This is a genomic window from Mycolicibacterium holsaticum DSM 44478 = JCM 12374 (assembly GCF_019645835.1).
GTDB classification, from domain to species: Bacteria; Actinomycetota; Actinomycetes; order Mycobacteriales; family Mycobacteriaceae; genus Mycobacterium; species Mycobacterium holsaticum.
Genome location: NZ_CP080998.1, coordinates 2,392,770 through 2,408,054 on the forward strand (window position 1 = coordinate 2,392,770; position 15,285 = coordinate 2,408,054).

The window sequence follows — 15,285 nt, forward strand, 5'->3', positions numbered from 1 at the left end:
GCCCGCGACGGCTATAGACATAGCAGGAGGCAGCGATGGCTCAGGAGCAGACCAAGCGTGGCGGTGGTGGCGGCGAGGACGACGACCTCTCCGGCAACGCGGCCGGCGGGCAGGAGCGTCGCGAGAAGTTGGCTGAGGATACCGACGACCTGCTCGACGAGATCGACGACGTTCTGGAAGAGAATGCCGAGGACTTCGTTCGTGCATACGTCCAGAAGGGTGGACAGTGAGCTGGCCGCATTCCGATAAGCTCGCTCTGCCCAACCCATCCCATCGCTTCTCCTCGGTAGCTCCCTCGGTATCCATGGATTTGTCGTCCTTCTCTGAACTGTTGCGCCGCCAGGCGCCCGAACTTCTGCCCGTGAACATGCACGCCACCGTCACCGACGCGGTGCCGCACGGCACCACGATCGTGGCGTTGAAGTACCCCGGCGGTGTGGTGATGGCCGGCGACCGCCGATCCACCCAGGGCAACATGATCGCCGGGCGCGACGTGCAGAAGGTGTACATCACCGACGACTACACCGCGACCGGTATCGCGGGCACCGCCGCGATCGCGGTCGAGTTCGCCAGGCTGTACGCGGTCGAACTCGAGCATTACGAGAAGCTCGAAGGGGTGGCCCTGACGTTCGCCGGGAAGGTCAACCGGTTGGCGACGATGGTGCGCGGCAACCTCGGTGCGGCGCTGCAGGGTTTCGTCGCGCTGCCGCTGCTGGCCGGATATGACCTCGACGACCCCAACCCCCACGCCGCCGGGCGCATCGTGTCGTTCGACGCCGCGGGCGGGTGGAATTTCGAGGACGAGGGCTACCAGTCGGTGGGGTCGGGTTCGATCTTCGCGAAGTCGTCGATGAAGAAGTTGTACTCCCAAGTCCGCGACGGCGATTCGGCGCTGCGGGTCGCGATCGAGGCGCTCTACGACGCCGCCGACGACGACTCGGCCACGGGCGGGCCGGATCTGGTGCGCGGGATCTACCCGACCGCGGTGATCATCGGCGCAGACGGCGCCGAAGAGGTACCCGAACAACGGATCGCCGACTTCGCCCGCCAAGTCATCGAAAGTCGTTCGCGCTCCGACACCTTCGGTCCAGATGCTGCACACCGTTCGACTGACGCGCGGGGAGACTCGTGAGCTTTCCATATTTCATCTCGCCTGAGCAGGCGATGCGCGAGCGTTCGGAGCTCGCCCGTAAGGGAATCGCCAAGGGCCGCAGCGTGGTGGTGCTTGCCTACGCCGACGGTGTGGTGTTCGTCGCCGAGAACCCGTCGCGGTCACTGCAGAAGGTCAGCGAACTCTACGACCGCGTCGGGTTCGCCGCGGTCGGGCGGTTCAACGAGTTCGACAACCTGCGCCGCGGCGGCATCCAGTTCGCCGACACCCGCGGTTATGCCTATGCCCGCCGCGACGTCACCGGCCGCCAGTTGGCCAACGTGTACGCCCAGACGCTGGGCACCATCTTCACCGAGCAGGCCAAGCCCTACGAGGTGGAACTGTGCGTCGCCGAGGTCGCCCACCACGGCGAGTCCAAACCCCCTGAGCTCTACCGCATCACCTACGACGGGTCGATCGCCGACGAGCCGCATTTCGTGGTGATGGGCGGCACGACCGACCCGATCACCGCGGCGCTCAACGAGTCCTACACCGAGAACGCCAGCCTGGCCGACGCGGTGAAGATCGCCGTAGACGCGCTCAAGGTGGACGCCAACGGTGGCTCGGAACCGCGGAGCCTCGGGCCCGCCACGCTGGAAGTGGCCATCCTGGACGCCAACCGGCCGCGGCGCGCGTTCCGCCGGATCACCGGCGCCGCGCTGGACGCGCTGCTGCCCGAGGAGCAGGCCAACACCTCCTAGACCCGTCACCGGGGCTCAACCCGCCAGTCGGATCGCGGCCCGGTCCCCGGTGATCACGCCCAGGATGTTGCGCCACGAGTCCGACGGCCGGTTGAGCACGTCGGAATGGGCCCGGGGCCCCGCCATCAGCCGACCGTCGTCGTAATGGCCGGTGGCCAAATGGATCACGCCGGGCATCTCGTCGGGGTCGGCGCCGTGCGGGCCGCCGGGGATGCCCTGCACGGTCTGGATGAAGTCGCCGGGTGCGGTCATCGAGAACCGCAGCACATCCGGATTGCGGTTGTGCCAGTCGGCGGGATCGTCGACGCCGACGCCGGCCCCGGCGGCCGCCACGTACAACGTGCGGTCGGCGGTCAGCCCCAGCGCCTCGGCGGTGCCCAGGATCGAGCCGCCGTAGGAGTGGCCGATGAACGTCACCGGCACCGGCCGTCCGGTGGAGTCCACGGTGCGGTCGACATCCTCGCTGAACGCCACCAACCGCGGCGCCATTCGCAGCGCGTAGCGCGGGTCGGCGGCCGAGACCAGCGCGCTGGCCGGATTGTCGCCGCGCGGAAACGGGCCGCCCAGGTAGCTGATCAGGGCCACCTCGCCGCGACTCGCCGACACGAACCGGCGGGCGGTTTCGTTGACCGCGGGGGAGCCGGCGATCGTGGTGTTGAGCCCGGGTACCAGCACCGCCACGCTGGTGGCCGTTGCGATGTCGCCGTGCAGTTCCACCAGCGACGCCCGAGCCGGGTCGAACGCGAGGATCTGCCGGTCGATCCGGCGGCCGCCGCCGGCGGGGTCGTCGACCTCGGCGAGCAGATCGCGGTAGACGGCCAGCCGGGCGGGATCCCGCTCGTCCAGGATCGCCTGCGCGACGTTGATGCGGTTGGCTTCGACCCTCATCGACCACGGCACGCCGTCGGTGTTGCCGACCTGCTGGGGGAACTCGGTGACGAGGCGGTGGCGCTGCTCGGGTGTCATCGCCGCGATCTCCCCGGCGATGCGGTCCTGGCTCAACGCCGGCCAGCCCGCCACCACGTCGCCGGCCCGCACCGGCCACGCCCCGGCCGGCGTGGTCGACGGCGCAGGCGGCACCGGCGCGGCGAGGGCTTCGGCGATGTCATGTCCGGCGTCGGCGTCGGCGGCGCCCAGCCGGTCGAGCGCCTCGACGATCTGGGTGCCCAGTTCGGCCGCGCGCGCCGTCAGCATCACGTGTGCGACGCCGTCGTCGCCGCCGGACAGCGCCACCAGCAGGGGCGCTGGACCTGCCGCCACCGATACGGAGCCGTCGTCGCCGACGGCGAAGCCCTCGGAGCGGGCGCCGGCGACGCGGGCCAGCACGTCGTCTCGGGCCGCGGCGATCTGCTGCGCGCCGTCGTAGGCCGCGACGGCGGCGGTCACCGCGGCACGCGCGACGAGGTCCGACTCGCGGTTCACCGAAAGTGCCCGACGGCGTGCGCTTTCGGCCGCTGAGCCGGTCCAGAAATCGTGCGTGCCGACGACGCCGCGCACGGTGACGTCGATGCGTTCATTCATATCGGCCGCCGCGGCGCACAGCTTGTCGGCGGCATCGCGCAGGTCGTCAGGTCGCCACTGCTCGGCCTGCGACACGGTGGGCCGTGTCCCATCGCCCATGCCTCATGCTGGCAGAATCGCGCGCGCTCACCCGTCGGTTATCCACAGGCTGCCTCACGGCCGCCCACCGATGTACTCACTGTTTCCGCGCGGCTGCCCGCCTTTGCCCGTCAGCAACCAGTAGTCTCGATAACGTGCAGCGACGAATCATGGGCATCGAGACAGAATTCGGTGTCACCTGCACGTTCCACGGCCATCGGCGACTCAGTCCCGATGAAGTTGCCCGCTACCTGTTCCGGCGCGTGGTGTCGTGGGGCCGCAGCTCCAACGTTTTCCTCCGCAACGGTGCGCGCCTGTACCTCGACGTCGGCAGCCACCCCGAGTACGCCACCGCCGAGTGCGACAGCCTCACCCAGTTGGTCACCCACGACCGCGCGGGTGAGCGGGTGCTCGAAGACCTGCTCATCGACGCCGAACAGCGCCTCGCCGACGAGGGCATCGGCGGCGACATCTACCTGTTCAAGAACAACACCGACTCGGCGGGCAACTCCTATGGCTGCCACGAGAACTACCTGATCGTGCGGGCGGGCGAGTTCTCCCGGATCTCCGACGTGCTGCTGCCGTTCCTGGTCACCCGCCAGCTGATCTGCGGCGCGGGCAAGGTGCTGCAGACACCCAAGGCGGCGACGTTCTGCCTGAGCCAACGCGCGGAGCACATCTGGGAGGGCGTGTCGTCGGCGACCACCCGGAGCCGCCCCATTATCAATACCCGGGACGAACCGCACGCCGACGCCGAGAAGTACCGGCGGCTGCACGTCATCGTCGGCGACTCCAACATGTGCGAGTCCACCACGATGCTCAAGGTGGGCACCGCCTCGCTGGTGCTGGAGATGATCGAGGCAGGCATCGCGTTCCGCGACTTCTCCTTGGACAACCCGATCCGGGCCATCCGCGAGGTCAGCCACGACCTGACCGGACGCCGCCCGGTGCGGCTGGCCGGCGGCAGGCAGGCCAGCGCGCTGGACATCCAGCGTGAGTACTACTCCCGCGCCGTGGAGTACCTGCAGAGCCGCGAGCCCGACACCCAGATCCAGCAGGTCGTCGACCTGTGGGGGCGCCAACTGGACGCGGTGGAAAGCCAGGACTTCGCCAAGGTCGACACCGAGATCGACTGGGTGATCAAGCGCAAGCTGTTCCAGCGCTACCAGGACCGCTACAACATGGAGCTGGCCGACCCCAAGATCAGCCAGCTCGACCTGGCCTACCACGACATCAAGCGCGGTCGCGGGGTGTTCGACCTGCTGCAGCGCAAGGGGCTGGCGGCGCGGATCACCACCGACGAGGAGATCGAGGCCGCGGTCAACACGCCGCCGCAGACCACCCGCGCCAAGCTGCGCGGTGAGTTCATCAGCGCCGCCCAGGAAGCCGGCCGCGACTTCACCGTCGACTGGGTGCACCTCAAGCTCAACGACCAGGCCCAGCGCACGGTGTTGTGCAAGGACCCGTTCCGCTCGGTCGATGAACGGGTCAAGCGGTTGATCGCCAGCATGTAGCGTCCCTGCAGGGTCGAGTCGCGGCCGCGTGAGCGCCTTCCGCGGCCGGCACACCCTAAGCTGGTCCAAGTGGGGATATCCAAAGTCGAACGGTTGATGAACCTCGTCATCGCGCTGCTGTCGGCCAACACCTACATCACCGCCGAACACATCCGCGAGACCGTCTACGGCTACTCCGAGAACGCTAGCGACGAGGCGTTCTCCCGCATGTTCGAACGCGACAAGAACGAGCTGCGCGACCTGGGCATCCCGCTGGAGACCGGCCGGGTGTCGCAGTTCGACCCGACCGAGGGCTACCGCATCAACCGCGAGGCCTACGCGCTGCCCGCCGTCGAGCTGACCGCCGACGAAGCCGCCGCCGTCGCCGTGGCCACCCAGCTGTGGGAATCACCCGAGCTCATCACCGCCACCCAGGGCGCCCTGCTCAAGCTGCGGGCCGCGGGCGTCGACATCGACGCCGTCGACGCGGCGGTCGCGATCACCTCCACCGGCGCGCTGCCCGGTCTGCGCGGCTCCGAGGACGTCCTCGGAATCCTGTTGTCCGCCATCGACTCCGGCCAAGCCGTGCAGTTCCCGCACCGGCCGTCCCGCAGCGATCCCTACACCGTGCGCACCGTCGAACCGTGGGGTGTGCTCACCGACAGGGGGCGCTGGTACCTGGTGGGTCACGACCGCGACCGCAACGCCACGCGCACGTTCCGGCTGTCGCGGATCGGCGCCGAGGTCACCCCGATCGGGCCGACCGGGGCGGTGTCGCCTCCGGAGGGGGTGAACCTGCGCGAGATCGTCGATCGCGCCGTCGGCGAGTGGCCCAGCAGCGGCCAGGCGCGGGTGTGGGTGGCCGACGGCCGGGCGACGGCGCTGCGCCGCCGCGCGACGGTCATCGGCCCGCGCGAACTCGACGGCCGGGCCGGCGAGGAGATCAGCGTGGACATCGGCATGCTGGACCGGCTGGCCCGCGAGGTCGCCAGCTACGGCCCCGACGCGGTGGCGCTGGCGCCCCAGGCGTTGCGCGACGACGTGCTGGCCCGGCTGCGCGCGCAGGCCGGACAACCCGGTGAGGTGCGGGCATGACCGCGATCTCCTCGCGGCTGGTGCGGCTGCTCAACATGGTCCCGTACTTTCAGGCCAATCCGCGGATCACCTACGCCGAAGCGGCCTCGGACCTCGGGGTCAGCGTCAAACAGCTGCGCGACGACATCAACCAGCTGTGGATGTGCGGGCTGCCCGGCTACGGCCCCGGCGACCTCATCGACTTCGAATTCTCAGGTGACACAATCGAAGTCACGTTCTCGGCGGGTATCGACCATCCGCTGCGGCTGACGTCGCCGGAGGCGACCGGCGTGCTGGTGGCGCTGCGGGCGCTGGCCGACGTGCCCGGCATGGTCGACCCGGAAGCCGCGCGCAGCGCGATCGCCAAGATCGAATCGGCCGCGGGCGCGCTGGGTCAGGACACCGGTGTGTCGGCGGCCGCGGTCGACGAGCGGGCCCCCATCGAGAGCGAGGCCGCCGCCGCGGTCCGCGGGGCCGTACGCGACGGCCGCGCGGTGACCATCGAGTACTACTCGGCGTCACACGACATGCTGTCCAGCCGCACCGTCGACCCGATCCGGGTCGTGCTCGTCGGCGACAACAGCTACCTGGAGGCGTGGTGCCGTTCGGCCGAGGGGGTGCGGCTGTTCCGGTTCGACCGCATCGTCGACGCGCAGGTGCTCGACGAACCCTCGGTGCCGCCGCCGCCGGCCGTGCAGGCCGAACCCGACACCTCGCTGTTCTCACCTTTTACCGCCGACCCGTCCCTGCCCGCGGCGACGCTGCTCATCGACCGCTCGGCGGCCTGGATGTTCGACTACTACCCGCTGCGTGAGATCCGTGAGCTGCCCGACGGCACCGTCGAGGCCGCGATGACCTACGCCTCCGACGACTGGATGGCGCGGTTCGTGCTCGGCTTCGGCCCCGCTGTGCGGGTGCTGGAACCGCAGTCGCTGGCGCGTCAGGTGCGGGAAACCGCCGCCGCCGCGTTGCGCGCATACGACGCGGCCGCCGGGGAACGGTAGACTGGCCAAGACGTTCTGGAGGTGACCAAATTGGGCGGTCTACAACCCTGGCACTGGGTGATTGTCATCGCTGTGTTCGTGCTGCTTTTCGGTGCCAAGAAGCTCCCGGACGCGGCGCGTTCGCTGGGTAAGTCGATGCGGATCTTCAAGTCCGAGATCAAGGAGATGCAGGCGGACTCCAAGCAGGACGACACCTCGACGCCGCAGGCCACGCCGATCGCCTCGGAACGCGTCGAGGGCGCGACGCCTGCGCCCGAGCAGCCCTCGGACAAACGGCCAGCCTGACCAGCGCCGACGAAGCCGACCGCGGCATGACGCCGCGTCGATAGGACTGCCGTGCAGCCCCCAGCGATCCTCAAGAAACTCAATCCTCGTCAGCGTCGTTCCCGGGTCAACCCGGACGGCACCATGTCGCTGGTCGAACACCTACAAGAGCTGCGCAACCGGCTGCTGATCGCGGCTGGCGCGATCGTGCTCACCACGATCGTCGGGTTCCTCTGGTACAGCCACGGCGCCTTCGGGCTGCCCAGCCTTGGCGACTGGCTGCGCGGACCCTACTGCGAGCTGCCCGCCTCCTCGCGCGCCGACATCACCGTCGACGGCGCCTGCCGTCTGCTCGCGACGTCGCCGTTCGACCAGTTCATGCTGCGCTTGAAGGTGGGCCTGACCGCGGGCATCGTGCTGGCCTGCCCGGTGTGGCTGTATCAGCTGTGGGCGTTCATCACCCCGGGCCTGTACCGCAAGGAACGGCGGTTCGCGGTCGCGTTCGTGGTGGTGGGCGCCGCGCTGTTCGTCGCGGGCGCGGTGCTGGCCTACGTCGTGCTGTCCACGGCGCTGAGCTTCCTGCTGACGGTCGGCGCCGACGTGCAGGTCACCGCGTTGTCCGGTGACCAGTACTTCGGGTTCCTGATCAACCTGCTGCTGGTGTTCGGGTTCAGCTTCGAGTTCCCCCTGCTGATCATCATGCTCAACCTGGTCGGCATCCTCACCTACGAGCGGCTGGCCGCATGGCGGCGCGGCCTGATCTTCGCGCTGTTCGTGTTCGCCGCGATCTTCACGCCGGGCTCAGACCCGTTCTCGATGCTGGCGCTGGCGCTGGCGTTGACGACGCTGCTCGAGGTCGCGATCCAGATCGCCCGCCTCAACGACAAGCGCAAGGCCCGCCGCGCGGCGCTCGACGAGGTCCCCGACGAACAAGCGGCGCCGATCGGTCCCGCCGAACCGATCGAGACGCCGACCACCGTGCCGACGTCGACGCGGCCCGTGGTCGATGACGATGCCACTTAGCGGGCAGCTCGCCGAGTTCACCACGCATCTGCCGTTTGCGCTCGACGACTTCCAGCGCACCGCCTGCGAGGCCTTGGCGAACGGACACGGCGTGCTGGTGTGCGCCCCGACCGGCGCGGGCAAAACCGTGGTCGGGGAGTTCGCGGTGCACCTGGCGTTGGCCACGGGTGGCAAGTGCTTCTACACCACGCCGATCAAGGCGTTGAGCAACCAGAAGCACAGCGACCTGGTGCGTCGGTACGGCCCGAAGAACATCGGCCTGCTCACCGGCGACCAGTCGATCAACGGTGACGCCGACATCGTGGTGATGACCACCGAAGTGCTGCGCAACATGCTCTACGCGAACTCGCCTGCACTGCACGGACTTTCCTACGTCGTGATGGACGAGGTGCACTTCCTGGCCGACCGGATGCGCGGCGCGGTGTGGGAGGAGGTGATTCTGCACCTGCCCGACGACGTGCTGCTGGTGAGCCTGTCGGCCACGGTGAGCAACGCCGAGGAGTTCGGCGGCTGGATGCAGACGGTGCGCGGGGACACCACGGTCGTCGTCGACGAACACCGCCCGGTCCCGCTGTGGCAGCACGTCCTGGTCGGCAACCGGCTGTTCGACCTGTTCGACTACCGCGCCACCAAAGCGGGGAAATCCAAGCGCGAGCTGCTGGTCGACCCGGACCTGTTGCGCCACATCGCCCATCGGCGCGAAGCCGACCGGTTGTCCGACTGGCAGCCGCGCGGGCGCGGCCGGTCGGGTCACCGAGGTCGGCCCACCATGTACCGTCCGCCGTCGCGGCCCGACGTCATCGCCGCGCTGGACCGCGAGGGGCTGCTGCCCGCGATCACGTTCATCTTCTCCCGCGCCGGCTGCGACGCCGCGGTCAAACAGTGCCTGCGCTCGTCGCTGCGGCTGACCACCGACGAGGAGCGCGCCGCGATCGCCGAGGTGGTCGAGCGCCGCTGCGGCGAGCTGCCCGAATCCGACCTGATCGTGCTGGACTACCACGAATGGCGCGAGGGCCTGCTGCGCGGCCTGGCCGCCCACCACGCCGGGATGCTGCCGGTGTTCCGCCACACCGTGGAGGAACTGTTCTCCGCAGGGCTGGTGAAGGCCGTGTTCGCCACGGAGACACTGGCGTTGGGGATCAACATGCCGGCACGCACCGTGGTGCTCGAGCGGCTGGTGAAGTTCAACGGTGAGCAACACATGCCGTTGACGCCGGGGGAGTACACCCAGCTGACGGGCCGCGCGGGCCGGCGCGGCATCGACGTGGAAGGCCACGCGGTGGTGCTGTGGCATCCCAACGACGACATGTCCGATCCCGCCGAAGTCGCCGGGCTGGCCTCCACCCGCACCTTCCCGCTGCGCAGTTCGTTCGCGCCGTCCTACAACATGACCATCAACCTGGTGCAGCAGATGGGCCCGGCGCAGGCGCACAAGCTGCTGGAGAGTTCGTTCGCGCAGTACCAGGCGGACCGGTCGGTGGTCGGGCTGCGCCGCGGTATCGAGCGGGGCGAACGGATGCTCGACGAGATCGCCGCCGAACTCGACGGCGGCCGCGACGCGCCGATCCTGGCGTATGTGCGGCTACGCCAGGAGATCTCGGACCGGGAAAAGGCGCAGTCGCGCGCATCGCGGCTGCAGCGCCGCCGGGCCACCAACGACGCGCTGACCGCGCTGCGCCGCGGCGACATCATCAACATCGGCCACGGGCGCCGCGGCGGCCTGGCGGTGGTCCTCGAACCCGCGCGCGACGAGGACGATCCCCGCCCGCTGGTGCTGACCGAACACCGCTGGGCGGGCCGGATCTCCTCGGCCGACTACACGGGCGACTCGGAGACGTTGGGCTCGATGTCGCTGCCCAAGCGCGTCGAACACCGCAACCCGCGGGCCCGGCGCGATCTGGCGTCGGCGCTGCGTTCGGCGGCGGCCGGCCTGGATGTGCCGTCGGCGAAGGCCAAACGCAGCGGCCCGCCCAAAGAACGTGACGTCGACCCGGAACTGGCGTCGCTGCGGGAGCGGTTGCGCCGCCATCCGGCCCACCAGCTGCCCGACCGGGAGGAGAAGGCCCGGCTCGCCGAGCGGTATCTGCGCATCCAGCGCGACAACGAGCAGATCCGGCAGAAGGTGGCCGCCGCTACCAACTCGCTGGCGCGCACCTTCGACCGGATCGTGGTGCTGCTCACCGAGCGCGGCTACATCGACGGTTCGGGAGCCGACCCGAAGGTCACCGACGACGGCCGGCTACTGGCCCGCATCTACAGCGAAAGCGACCTGCTGGTCGCCGAGTCGCTGCGCAGCGGCGTCTGGGAGGGCTTGCAACCCGCGGAGTTGGCGGCGGTGCTCTCGGCGGTGCTCTACGAGTCGCGCGGGGACACGCCCGGTTCACCCGATTCCGTCGACGTGCCGACGGGCCGGCTGCGCCGCGCGCTGAACCAGACCCTGCGGCTGTGGACGGAGCTGCGCAGCGACGAGCAGCGCCACCGCATCACGCAGAGCCGCGAGCCCGACAACGGCTTCGTCCCCGCGATCTACCGGTGGGCCACCAGCGGCGACCTGGCCGGCGCGCTGGCCGCCAGCGACGCCACCGGTTCGGGGTCGCCGCTGTCGGCGGGGGATTTCGTGCGTTGGTGCCGCCAGGTGCTCGACCTGCTCGACCAGGTGCGCAACGCAGCCCCCGACCCCGCGCTGCGCGGGTCGGCGAAACGCGCCATCAGCGACATTCGACGCGGCGTCGTGGCAGTTGATGCGGGGTAGTGTGTGCGCAGAAAGACGGGAACCAAGCCGCGGCCGGCCGCGGGTGAAGGAGTGAGATGAGCGGACCGCAGGGATCTGATCCGACGCAGCCGTGGCCCGGCCAGCAGCCGGAACAGCCGACGGACCAGCCATCGAGCGATCCGTCCGGGGACCAGGCGAACCAGCAGTGGCAGCAGCAGCCGTCCGGTGGCGAGCAGCAGCCGCAGGCCTGGCAGCCGCCGGCCTACGACCCCCAGCAGGCCCAGCAGTACCCGCAGTACCAGCAGCCCGCCTACCAGCCGCCGCAGCAGTACCCGCCGACCGAGCAGTACGGGCAGCCCACCGAGTACAACCCGCAGGCCTATCCGCAGCCCGGCCAGTACGGTCAACCGGGCCAGCCCGGTCAGTACGGCCAGCCCGGTCAACCCGGTCAACCCGGTCAACCCGGTCAGTACGGCCAGCCCTACGGCCAGCCGCCTACCCAGTACGGTCAGCAGCCCGGCCAGTTCGGCCAGTACCCGCCCTACGGCCAGCCCGGCGGCGAGGAGGGTTCGAAACGCTCGATGGCGGTGATCGGTGGCGTCATCGGCCTGCTGGCCGTGATCATCGTCGCGGTGGTGCTGGTGCTCGGGTTCTGGAAGCCCGGCTTCTTCGTGACCACCAAACTCGACATCGACGCGGCCCAGAGCGGCGTGCAGCAGATCCTCACCGACGAGGCCAACGGCTACGGCGCCAAGAACGTCAAGGACGTCAAGTGCAACGACGGCCAGGACCCCACGGTCGAGAAGGGCGCCAGCTTCAACTGCGAGGTCAGCATCGACGGCACCAAACGTCAGGTCACCGTGACGTTCCAGGACGATCGCGGCACCTACGAGGTCGGTCGGCCCAAGTAGCGCCCGTCAGCGCGCGGGCAGGCCGTCGAGCGCCTTCTGCAGCCTGCCGATCGACGACGTGACACCGTAGGTCTGGGCCAGTTCGGCGACCTTGCGGGGCTGTCCGGCGGCCAGCGGCAGCGTGTCGTCGGGGGTGGAGAAGTCGACGTCGCAGCCGGTGGCCACCCGCACCACCGGCTCGGCCGCCTCGATGTAGTCGGTGGCGGCCAAGAGCTTGGTCCGAAACGCCTTGGACATCTTGGACTTCGGGTCGTGCGCGGCGGCCATGATGTTCTCCAGCGACCCGTGCTGTGCCAGCAGCGTGGCCGCCGTCTTCTCGCCGACCCCCGGCACCCCGGGCAGCCCGTCGGAGGGGTCGCCGCGCAGCAACGCGAGCTCGGCGTAGGCCGGGCCGGCGCGGTGCACCGGGACGCCGTAGGTCTCGGCGACTTCCTTCGGCCCGAACAACGTCGCCTTGGCCAGCCCGCGCCCGATGTAGAGCACCCGCACCGGCACCGGGTCGTCGCCGACCAGCTGCAGCAGATCCCGGTCACCGCTGATCACCACGACCGGGCTGCGCCGCTCCCGGGTTGCCAGCGTTCCCAGCACGTCGTCGGCCTCGTGCTCGGCCGCCCCGGCCGTCGCGATACCGAATGCGTCCAGGATCTCAAGGATCATGTCGACCTGCGGTGTCAGATCGTCGGGCACTTCCTCGATGTCGGGCGTCCCGTCGGGTTGGGGTTCCTCAACCCGGTGCGCCTTGTACGACGGGATCAGGTCCACCCGCCACTGCGGGCGCCAGTCGTCGTCGCGGCAGACCACCAGCCGCTCGGGACGCTCACGGGTGATGACGGTCGCGACGGCGTCGAGGAATCCGCGCACCGCGTTGACCGGCCGACCGTCGGGCGCCGTGATCGACGAGGGCACGCCGAAGTACGAACGAAACCACATGCTGGCGCCGTCGAGCAGCAACAGGGGAGCGGGCATGGCTGTCATCCTGCCAGGGGCGCGCATTAGCCTGAACTCCATGACCGCCAGTCGATTCAGCGCCGACGTCTACGCCCGACGGCTGCAGTCCGCCGCCACCGCCGCCGCCGGCGCCGGCCTGGCCGGCCTGGTCATCTCGCCCGGCTACGACATGCGCTACCTGATCGGCTCGCGGGCGCAGACCTTCGAGCGGCTGACCGCGCTGGTGCTGCCCGCCGACGGGGAGCCGACGGTCGTGGTGCCCCGCCTGGAGTTGGCCGCGCTCAAGGAGTCCGCGGTGCCCGATCTGGGCCTGCCGGTGCGCGACTGGGTCGACGGCGACGATCCCTACCGGCTGGTGGCCGACGTGCTGGGCGGCGGCACCCTGCACACCGCGGTCACCGACTCGATGCCCGCGCTGCACCTGCTGCCGCTGGCCGAGGCGCTCGGCGCGGTCCCGGTGCTGGCGACCGAGGTGCTGCGCCGGTTGCGGATGATCAAGGACCCCGCCGAGATCGACGTGCTGCGCAAGGCGGGCGCGGCGATCGACCGCGTGCACGCCCGGGTGCCCGACTTCCTGGTGCCGGGCCGTACCGAGGCCGACGTCGCCGCCGACATCGCCGACGCCATTGTCGCCGAAGGGCATTCGGAGGTGGCGTTCATCATCGTCGGGTCGGGGCCGCACGGCGCCGACCCGCACCACGAATGCTCGGACCGTGAACTGCGCGCAGGCGACGTCGTCGTCGTGGACATCGGTGGCCCGTACGAGCCCGGCTACAACTCCGACTGCACCCGCACCTACAGCATCGGCGAGCCGAGCGCCGAGATCGCGCGGCGCTACGCGGTGCTGCAACACGCGCAGCGCGCCGCCGTCGAGTTCGTGCGTCCGGGCGTGACCGCCGAGCAGGTGGACGCCGTCGCCCGCGATGTGCTGGCCGCCGATGGCCTCGCCGAGGCGTTCGTACACCGCACCGGCCACGGCATCGGGCTCTCCGTGCACGAGGAGCCCTATATCGTCGCGGGCAACGACCTGCCGCTCGAGGCCGGCATGGCGTTCTCCGTCGAACCCGGCATCTATTTTCCCGGCCAGTGGGGCGCGCGCATCGAGGACATCGTCATCGTCACCGCCGACGGCGCCGAACCGGTCAACAACCGCCCGCACGACTTGGTGGTGGTGCCGGCAGGCGGTTAGGACTCGGTGCGGTCCAGCAGGCTCGACGAGCCCAGCACCCGCTCGACGCGGACCTCGATCACCACCCGCTTCGGGTTGACCCGCGGAGTGCGGTAGCGCTGCGCGTAGCGCAGTTCGGCGTCGCGCACGGCGTCGGGGTCGGTGTTGACCGTGGCCTTGCCCTCCAGCGACAGCCACCGTGCGCCGTCGACCTGGCTGAGCACGGCCACGCCCCGGTTCTCGGCGTTGACGGCCTTCTGCGAGCCGCCGCTGGTGATGACCCGCGCGATGTGGGTGGTCGGATCGAAGGTGAAACCCACCGCCACGACGTGCGGGGAGTTGTCGGCCCGCAGCGTCGTCAGCATCGCCAGATGCCGCTCGGACAGAAACGCCAACGCGTCGCTGTTGAGCCGGGTGGTTGCCTTGCGGCTGGACTGGGCCATCACGCCCAACCTAGCGCAGTGGATAATCCCAGCCGTGGACGACACGGGCGCGACGCTGGTGGTGATCTTCGGCGGGCGCAGCGAGATCGGGCTCGAGCTGGCCACCCGCCTGGCACCGGGGGCGAGGATCGTGCTGGCGGCCCGCCGCGCCGACCAGCTCGACGCGCAGGTGGCCGCCGTGCGGGCCGCCGGGGCCGTCGCCGTCGCCGTCCGCGAGTTCGACGCCGACGACCTGGCCGCGCACGGGCCGCTGGTGAACTCGATCGTCACCGAGCACGGCCCGATCGGCACCGCGGTGCTGGCGTTCGGCATCCTCGGTGACCAAGAGCTCGCCGAGAAGGATCCGGCGCATGCGGTGGCGATCGTGCACACCGATTTCGTCGCGCAGGTCAGCCTGCTGACCGTGCTGGCCGCCACCATGCGGGCCGCCGGAGAGGGGGCTATCGTGGCGTTCTCGTCGGTCGCCGGGGTGCGGGTGCGACGAGCCAACTACGTGTACGGCTCGGCCAAGGCCGGGCTCGACGGGTTCTGCAGCGGCCTGGCCGACGCGCTGCACGGCTCGGGTGTGCGGCTGCTGACCGTGCGGCCCGGGTTCGTGATCGGGCGCATGACCGCGGGCATGGCGCCCGCACCGTTCTCCAGCACCCCGGAGCAGGTGGCGGCGGCGACGGTGCGCGCGCTGGCCAGGGGCCGCCGCACGGTGTGGGTGCCCGCGATCCTGCGGCCGGTCTTCGCCGGGATGCGGTTGCTGCCGCAGTTCGTGTGGCGGAGGTTGCCGCGGTGATGAGGGCTTG

General features: G+C 70.1%; 15 protein-coding genes. 12 read left to right on the plus strand and 3 right to left on the minus strand.

Annotation, left to right across the window (positions count from 1 at the left end):
• Nucleotides 1–35 precede the first annotated feature (35 nt).
• Genes K3U96_RS11510 through prcA form a run of 3 tightly spaced genes read left to right on the plus strand, consistent with a single transcriptional unit; the run spans nucleotide 36 to nucleotide 1,851 of the window.
• Nucleotides 36–230 carry a ubiquitin-like protein Pup gene (locus K3U96_RS11510; protein WP_069408097.1) on the plus strand — a complete coding sequence of 65 codons (195 nt, stop codon included), beginning with the start codon at nucleotides 36–38 and terminating at the stop codon, nucleotides 228–230.
• Complete coding sequence (gene prcB, locus K3U96_RS11515) at nucleotides 227–1,132, plus strand: proteasome subunit beta (RefSeq protein WP_220693096.1); 906 nt, start codon at nucleotides 227–229, stop codon at nucleotides 1,130–1,132. Before K3U96_RS11510 ends, prcB begins: the two co-directional genes overlap by 4 nt.
• Nucleotides 1,129–1,851, plus strand: a complete 723-nt coding sequence (gene prcA / locus K3U96_RS11520; protein ID WP_069408095.1) for a proteasome subunit alpha — start codon at nucleotides 1,129–1,131, stop codon at nucleotides 1,849–1,851. Before prcB ends, prcA begins: the two co-directional genes overlap by 4 nt.
• A gap of 15 nt (nucleotides 1,852–1,866) precedes the next feature.
• Here the strand turns inward: prcA and K3U96_RS11525 are convergent, their stop codons facing one another.
• Nucleotides 1,867–3,471, minus strand: a complete 1,605-nt coding sequence (locus tag K3U96_RS11525; protein WP_220693097.1) for an alpha/beta hydrolase — start codon at nucleotides 3,469–3,471, stop codon at nucleotides 1,867–1,869.
• Between the two features lie 134 nt (nucleotides 3,472–3,605).
• Between K3U96_RS11525 and pafA the strand changes: the two genes are divergently transcribed.
• The 7 genes from pafA (at nucleotide 3,606) to K3U96_RS11560 (ending at nucleotide 11,932) form a co-directional block, all read left to right on the plus strand.
• On the plus strand, nucleotides 3,606–4,964 hold the full coding sequence (gene pafA, locus K3U96_RS11530) for a Pup--protein ligase (protein ID WP_220693098.1): 1,359 nt from the start codon (nucleotides 3,606–3,608) through the stop codon (nucleotides 4,962–4,964).
• 69 nt (nucleotides 4,965–5,033) lie between these two features.
• The gene (locus K3U96_RS11535) at nucleotides 5,034–6,038 is read left to right on the plus strand and encodes a helix-turn-helix transcriptional regulator (protein WP_220693099.1); all 1,005 of its coding nucleotides are present in this window, start codon (nucleotides 5,034–5,036) and stop codon (nucleotides 6,036–6,038) included.
• Entirely contained in the window at nucleotides 6,035–7,021 is a 987-nt protein-coding gene (locus K3U96_RS11540) for a helix-turn-helix transcriptional regulator (protein ID WP_069407560.1), read from the plus strand. The genes K3U96_RS11535 and K3U96_RS11540 overlap by 4 nt, the downstream gene beginning before the upstream one ends.
• Before the next feature lie 30 nt (nucleotides 7,022–7,051).
• Nucleotides 7,052–7,306, plus strand: coding sequence for a Sec-independent protein translocase subunit TatA (gene tatA / locus K3U96_RS11545; RefSeq protein ID WP_069407566.1), 255 nt, complete (start codon nucleotides 7,052–7,054; stop codon nucleotides 7,304–7,306).
• Nucleotides 7,307–7,357: 51 nt separating this feature from the next.
• Nucleotides 7,358–8,308 (plus strand): twin-arginine translocase subunit TatC, encoded by a 951-nt coding sequence (tatC, locus tag K3U96_RS11550; RefSeq protein ID WP_220693100.1) that lies wholly within the window; start codon nucleotides 7,358–7,360, stop codon nucleotides 8,306–8,308.
• Nucleotides 8,292–11,060 (plus strand): DEAD/DEAH box helicase, encoded by a 2,769-nt coding sequence (locus tag K3U96_RS11555; protein ID WP_069407562.1) that lies wholly within the window; start codon nucleotides 8,292–8,294, stop codon nucleotides 11,058–11,060. Before tatC ends, K3U96_RS11555 begins: the two co-directional genes overlap by 17 nt.
• Before the next feature lie 56 nt (nucleotides 11,061–11,116).
• A complete protein-coding gene (locus K3U96_RS11560; RefSeq protein WP_220693101.1) occupies nucleotides 11,117–11,932 on the plus strand; it encodes a DUF4333 domain-containing protein in 816 nt (271 codons plus the stop codon).
• A 6-nt stretch (nucleotides 11,933–11,938) separates the two neighbouring features.
• Here K3U96_RS11560 and K3U96_RS11565 read toward each other — a convergent pair whose 3' ends face one another.
• A complete protein-coding gene (locus tag K3U96_RS11565; RefSeq protein WP_220693102.1) occupies nucleotides 11,939–12,898 on the minus strand; it encodes a 5'-3' exonuclease in 960 nt (319 codons plus the stop codon).
• Nucleotides 12,899–12,938: 40 nt separating this feature from the next.
• On the opposite strand from K3U96_RS11565, the gene K3U96_RS11570 reads away from it, so the two are divergent.
• Complete coding sequence (locus tag K3U96_RS11570) at nucleotides 12,939–14,069, plus strand: M24 family metallopeptidase (protein ID WP_220693103.1); 1,131 nt, start codon at nucleotides 12,939–12,941, stop codon at nucleotides 14,067–14,069.
• Here K3U96_RS11570 and K3U96_RS11575 read toward each other — a convergent pair.
• On the minus strand, nucleotides 14,066–14,491 hold the full coding sequence (locus K3U96_RS11575; RefSeq protein WP_220693104.1) for a F420-dependent biliverdin reductase: 426 nt from the start codon (nucleotides 14,489–14,491) through the stop codon (nucleotides 14,066–14,068). The two genes, K3U96_RS11570 and K3U96_RS11575, sit on opposite strands and share 4 nt — an antisense overlap.
• 34 nt (nucleotides 14,492–14,525) lie before the next feature.
• Here K3U96_RS11575 and dprE2 point away from each other — a divergent pair, with 34 nt between their 5' ends.
• The gene (gene dprE2, locus K3U96_RS11580; protein WP_220693105.1) at nucleotides 14,526–15,275 is read left to right on the plus strand and encodes a decaprenylphospho-beta-D-erythro-pentofuranosid-2-ulose 2-reductase; all 750 of its coding nucleotides are present in this window, start codon (nucleotides 14,526–14,528) and stop codon (nucleotides 15,273–15,275) included.
• Nucleotides 15,276–15,285 lie beyond the last annotated feature (10 nt).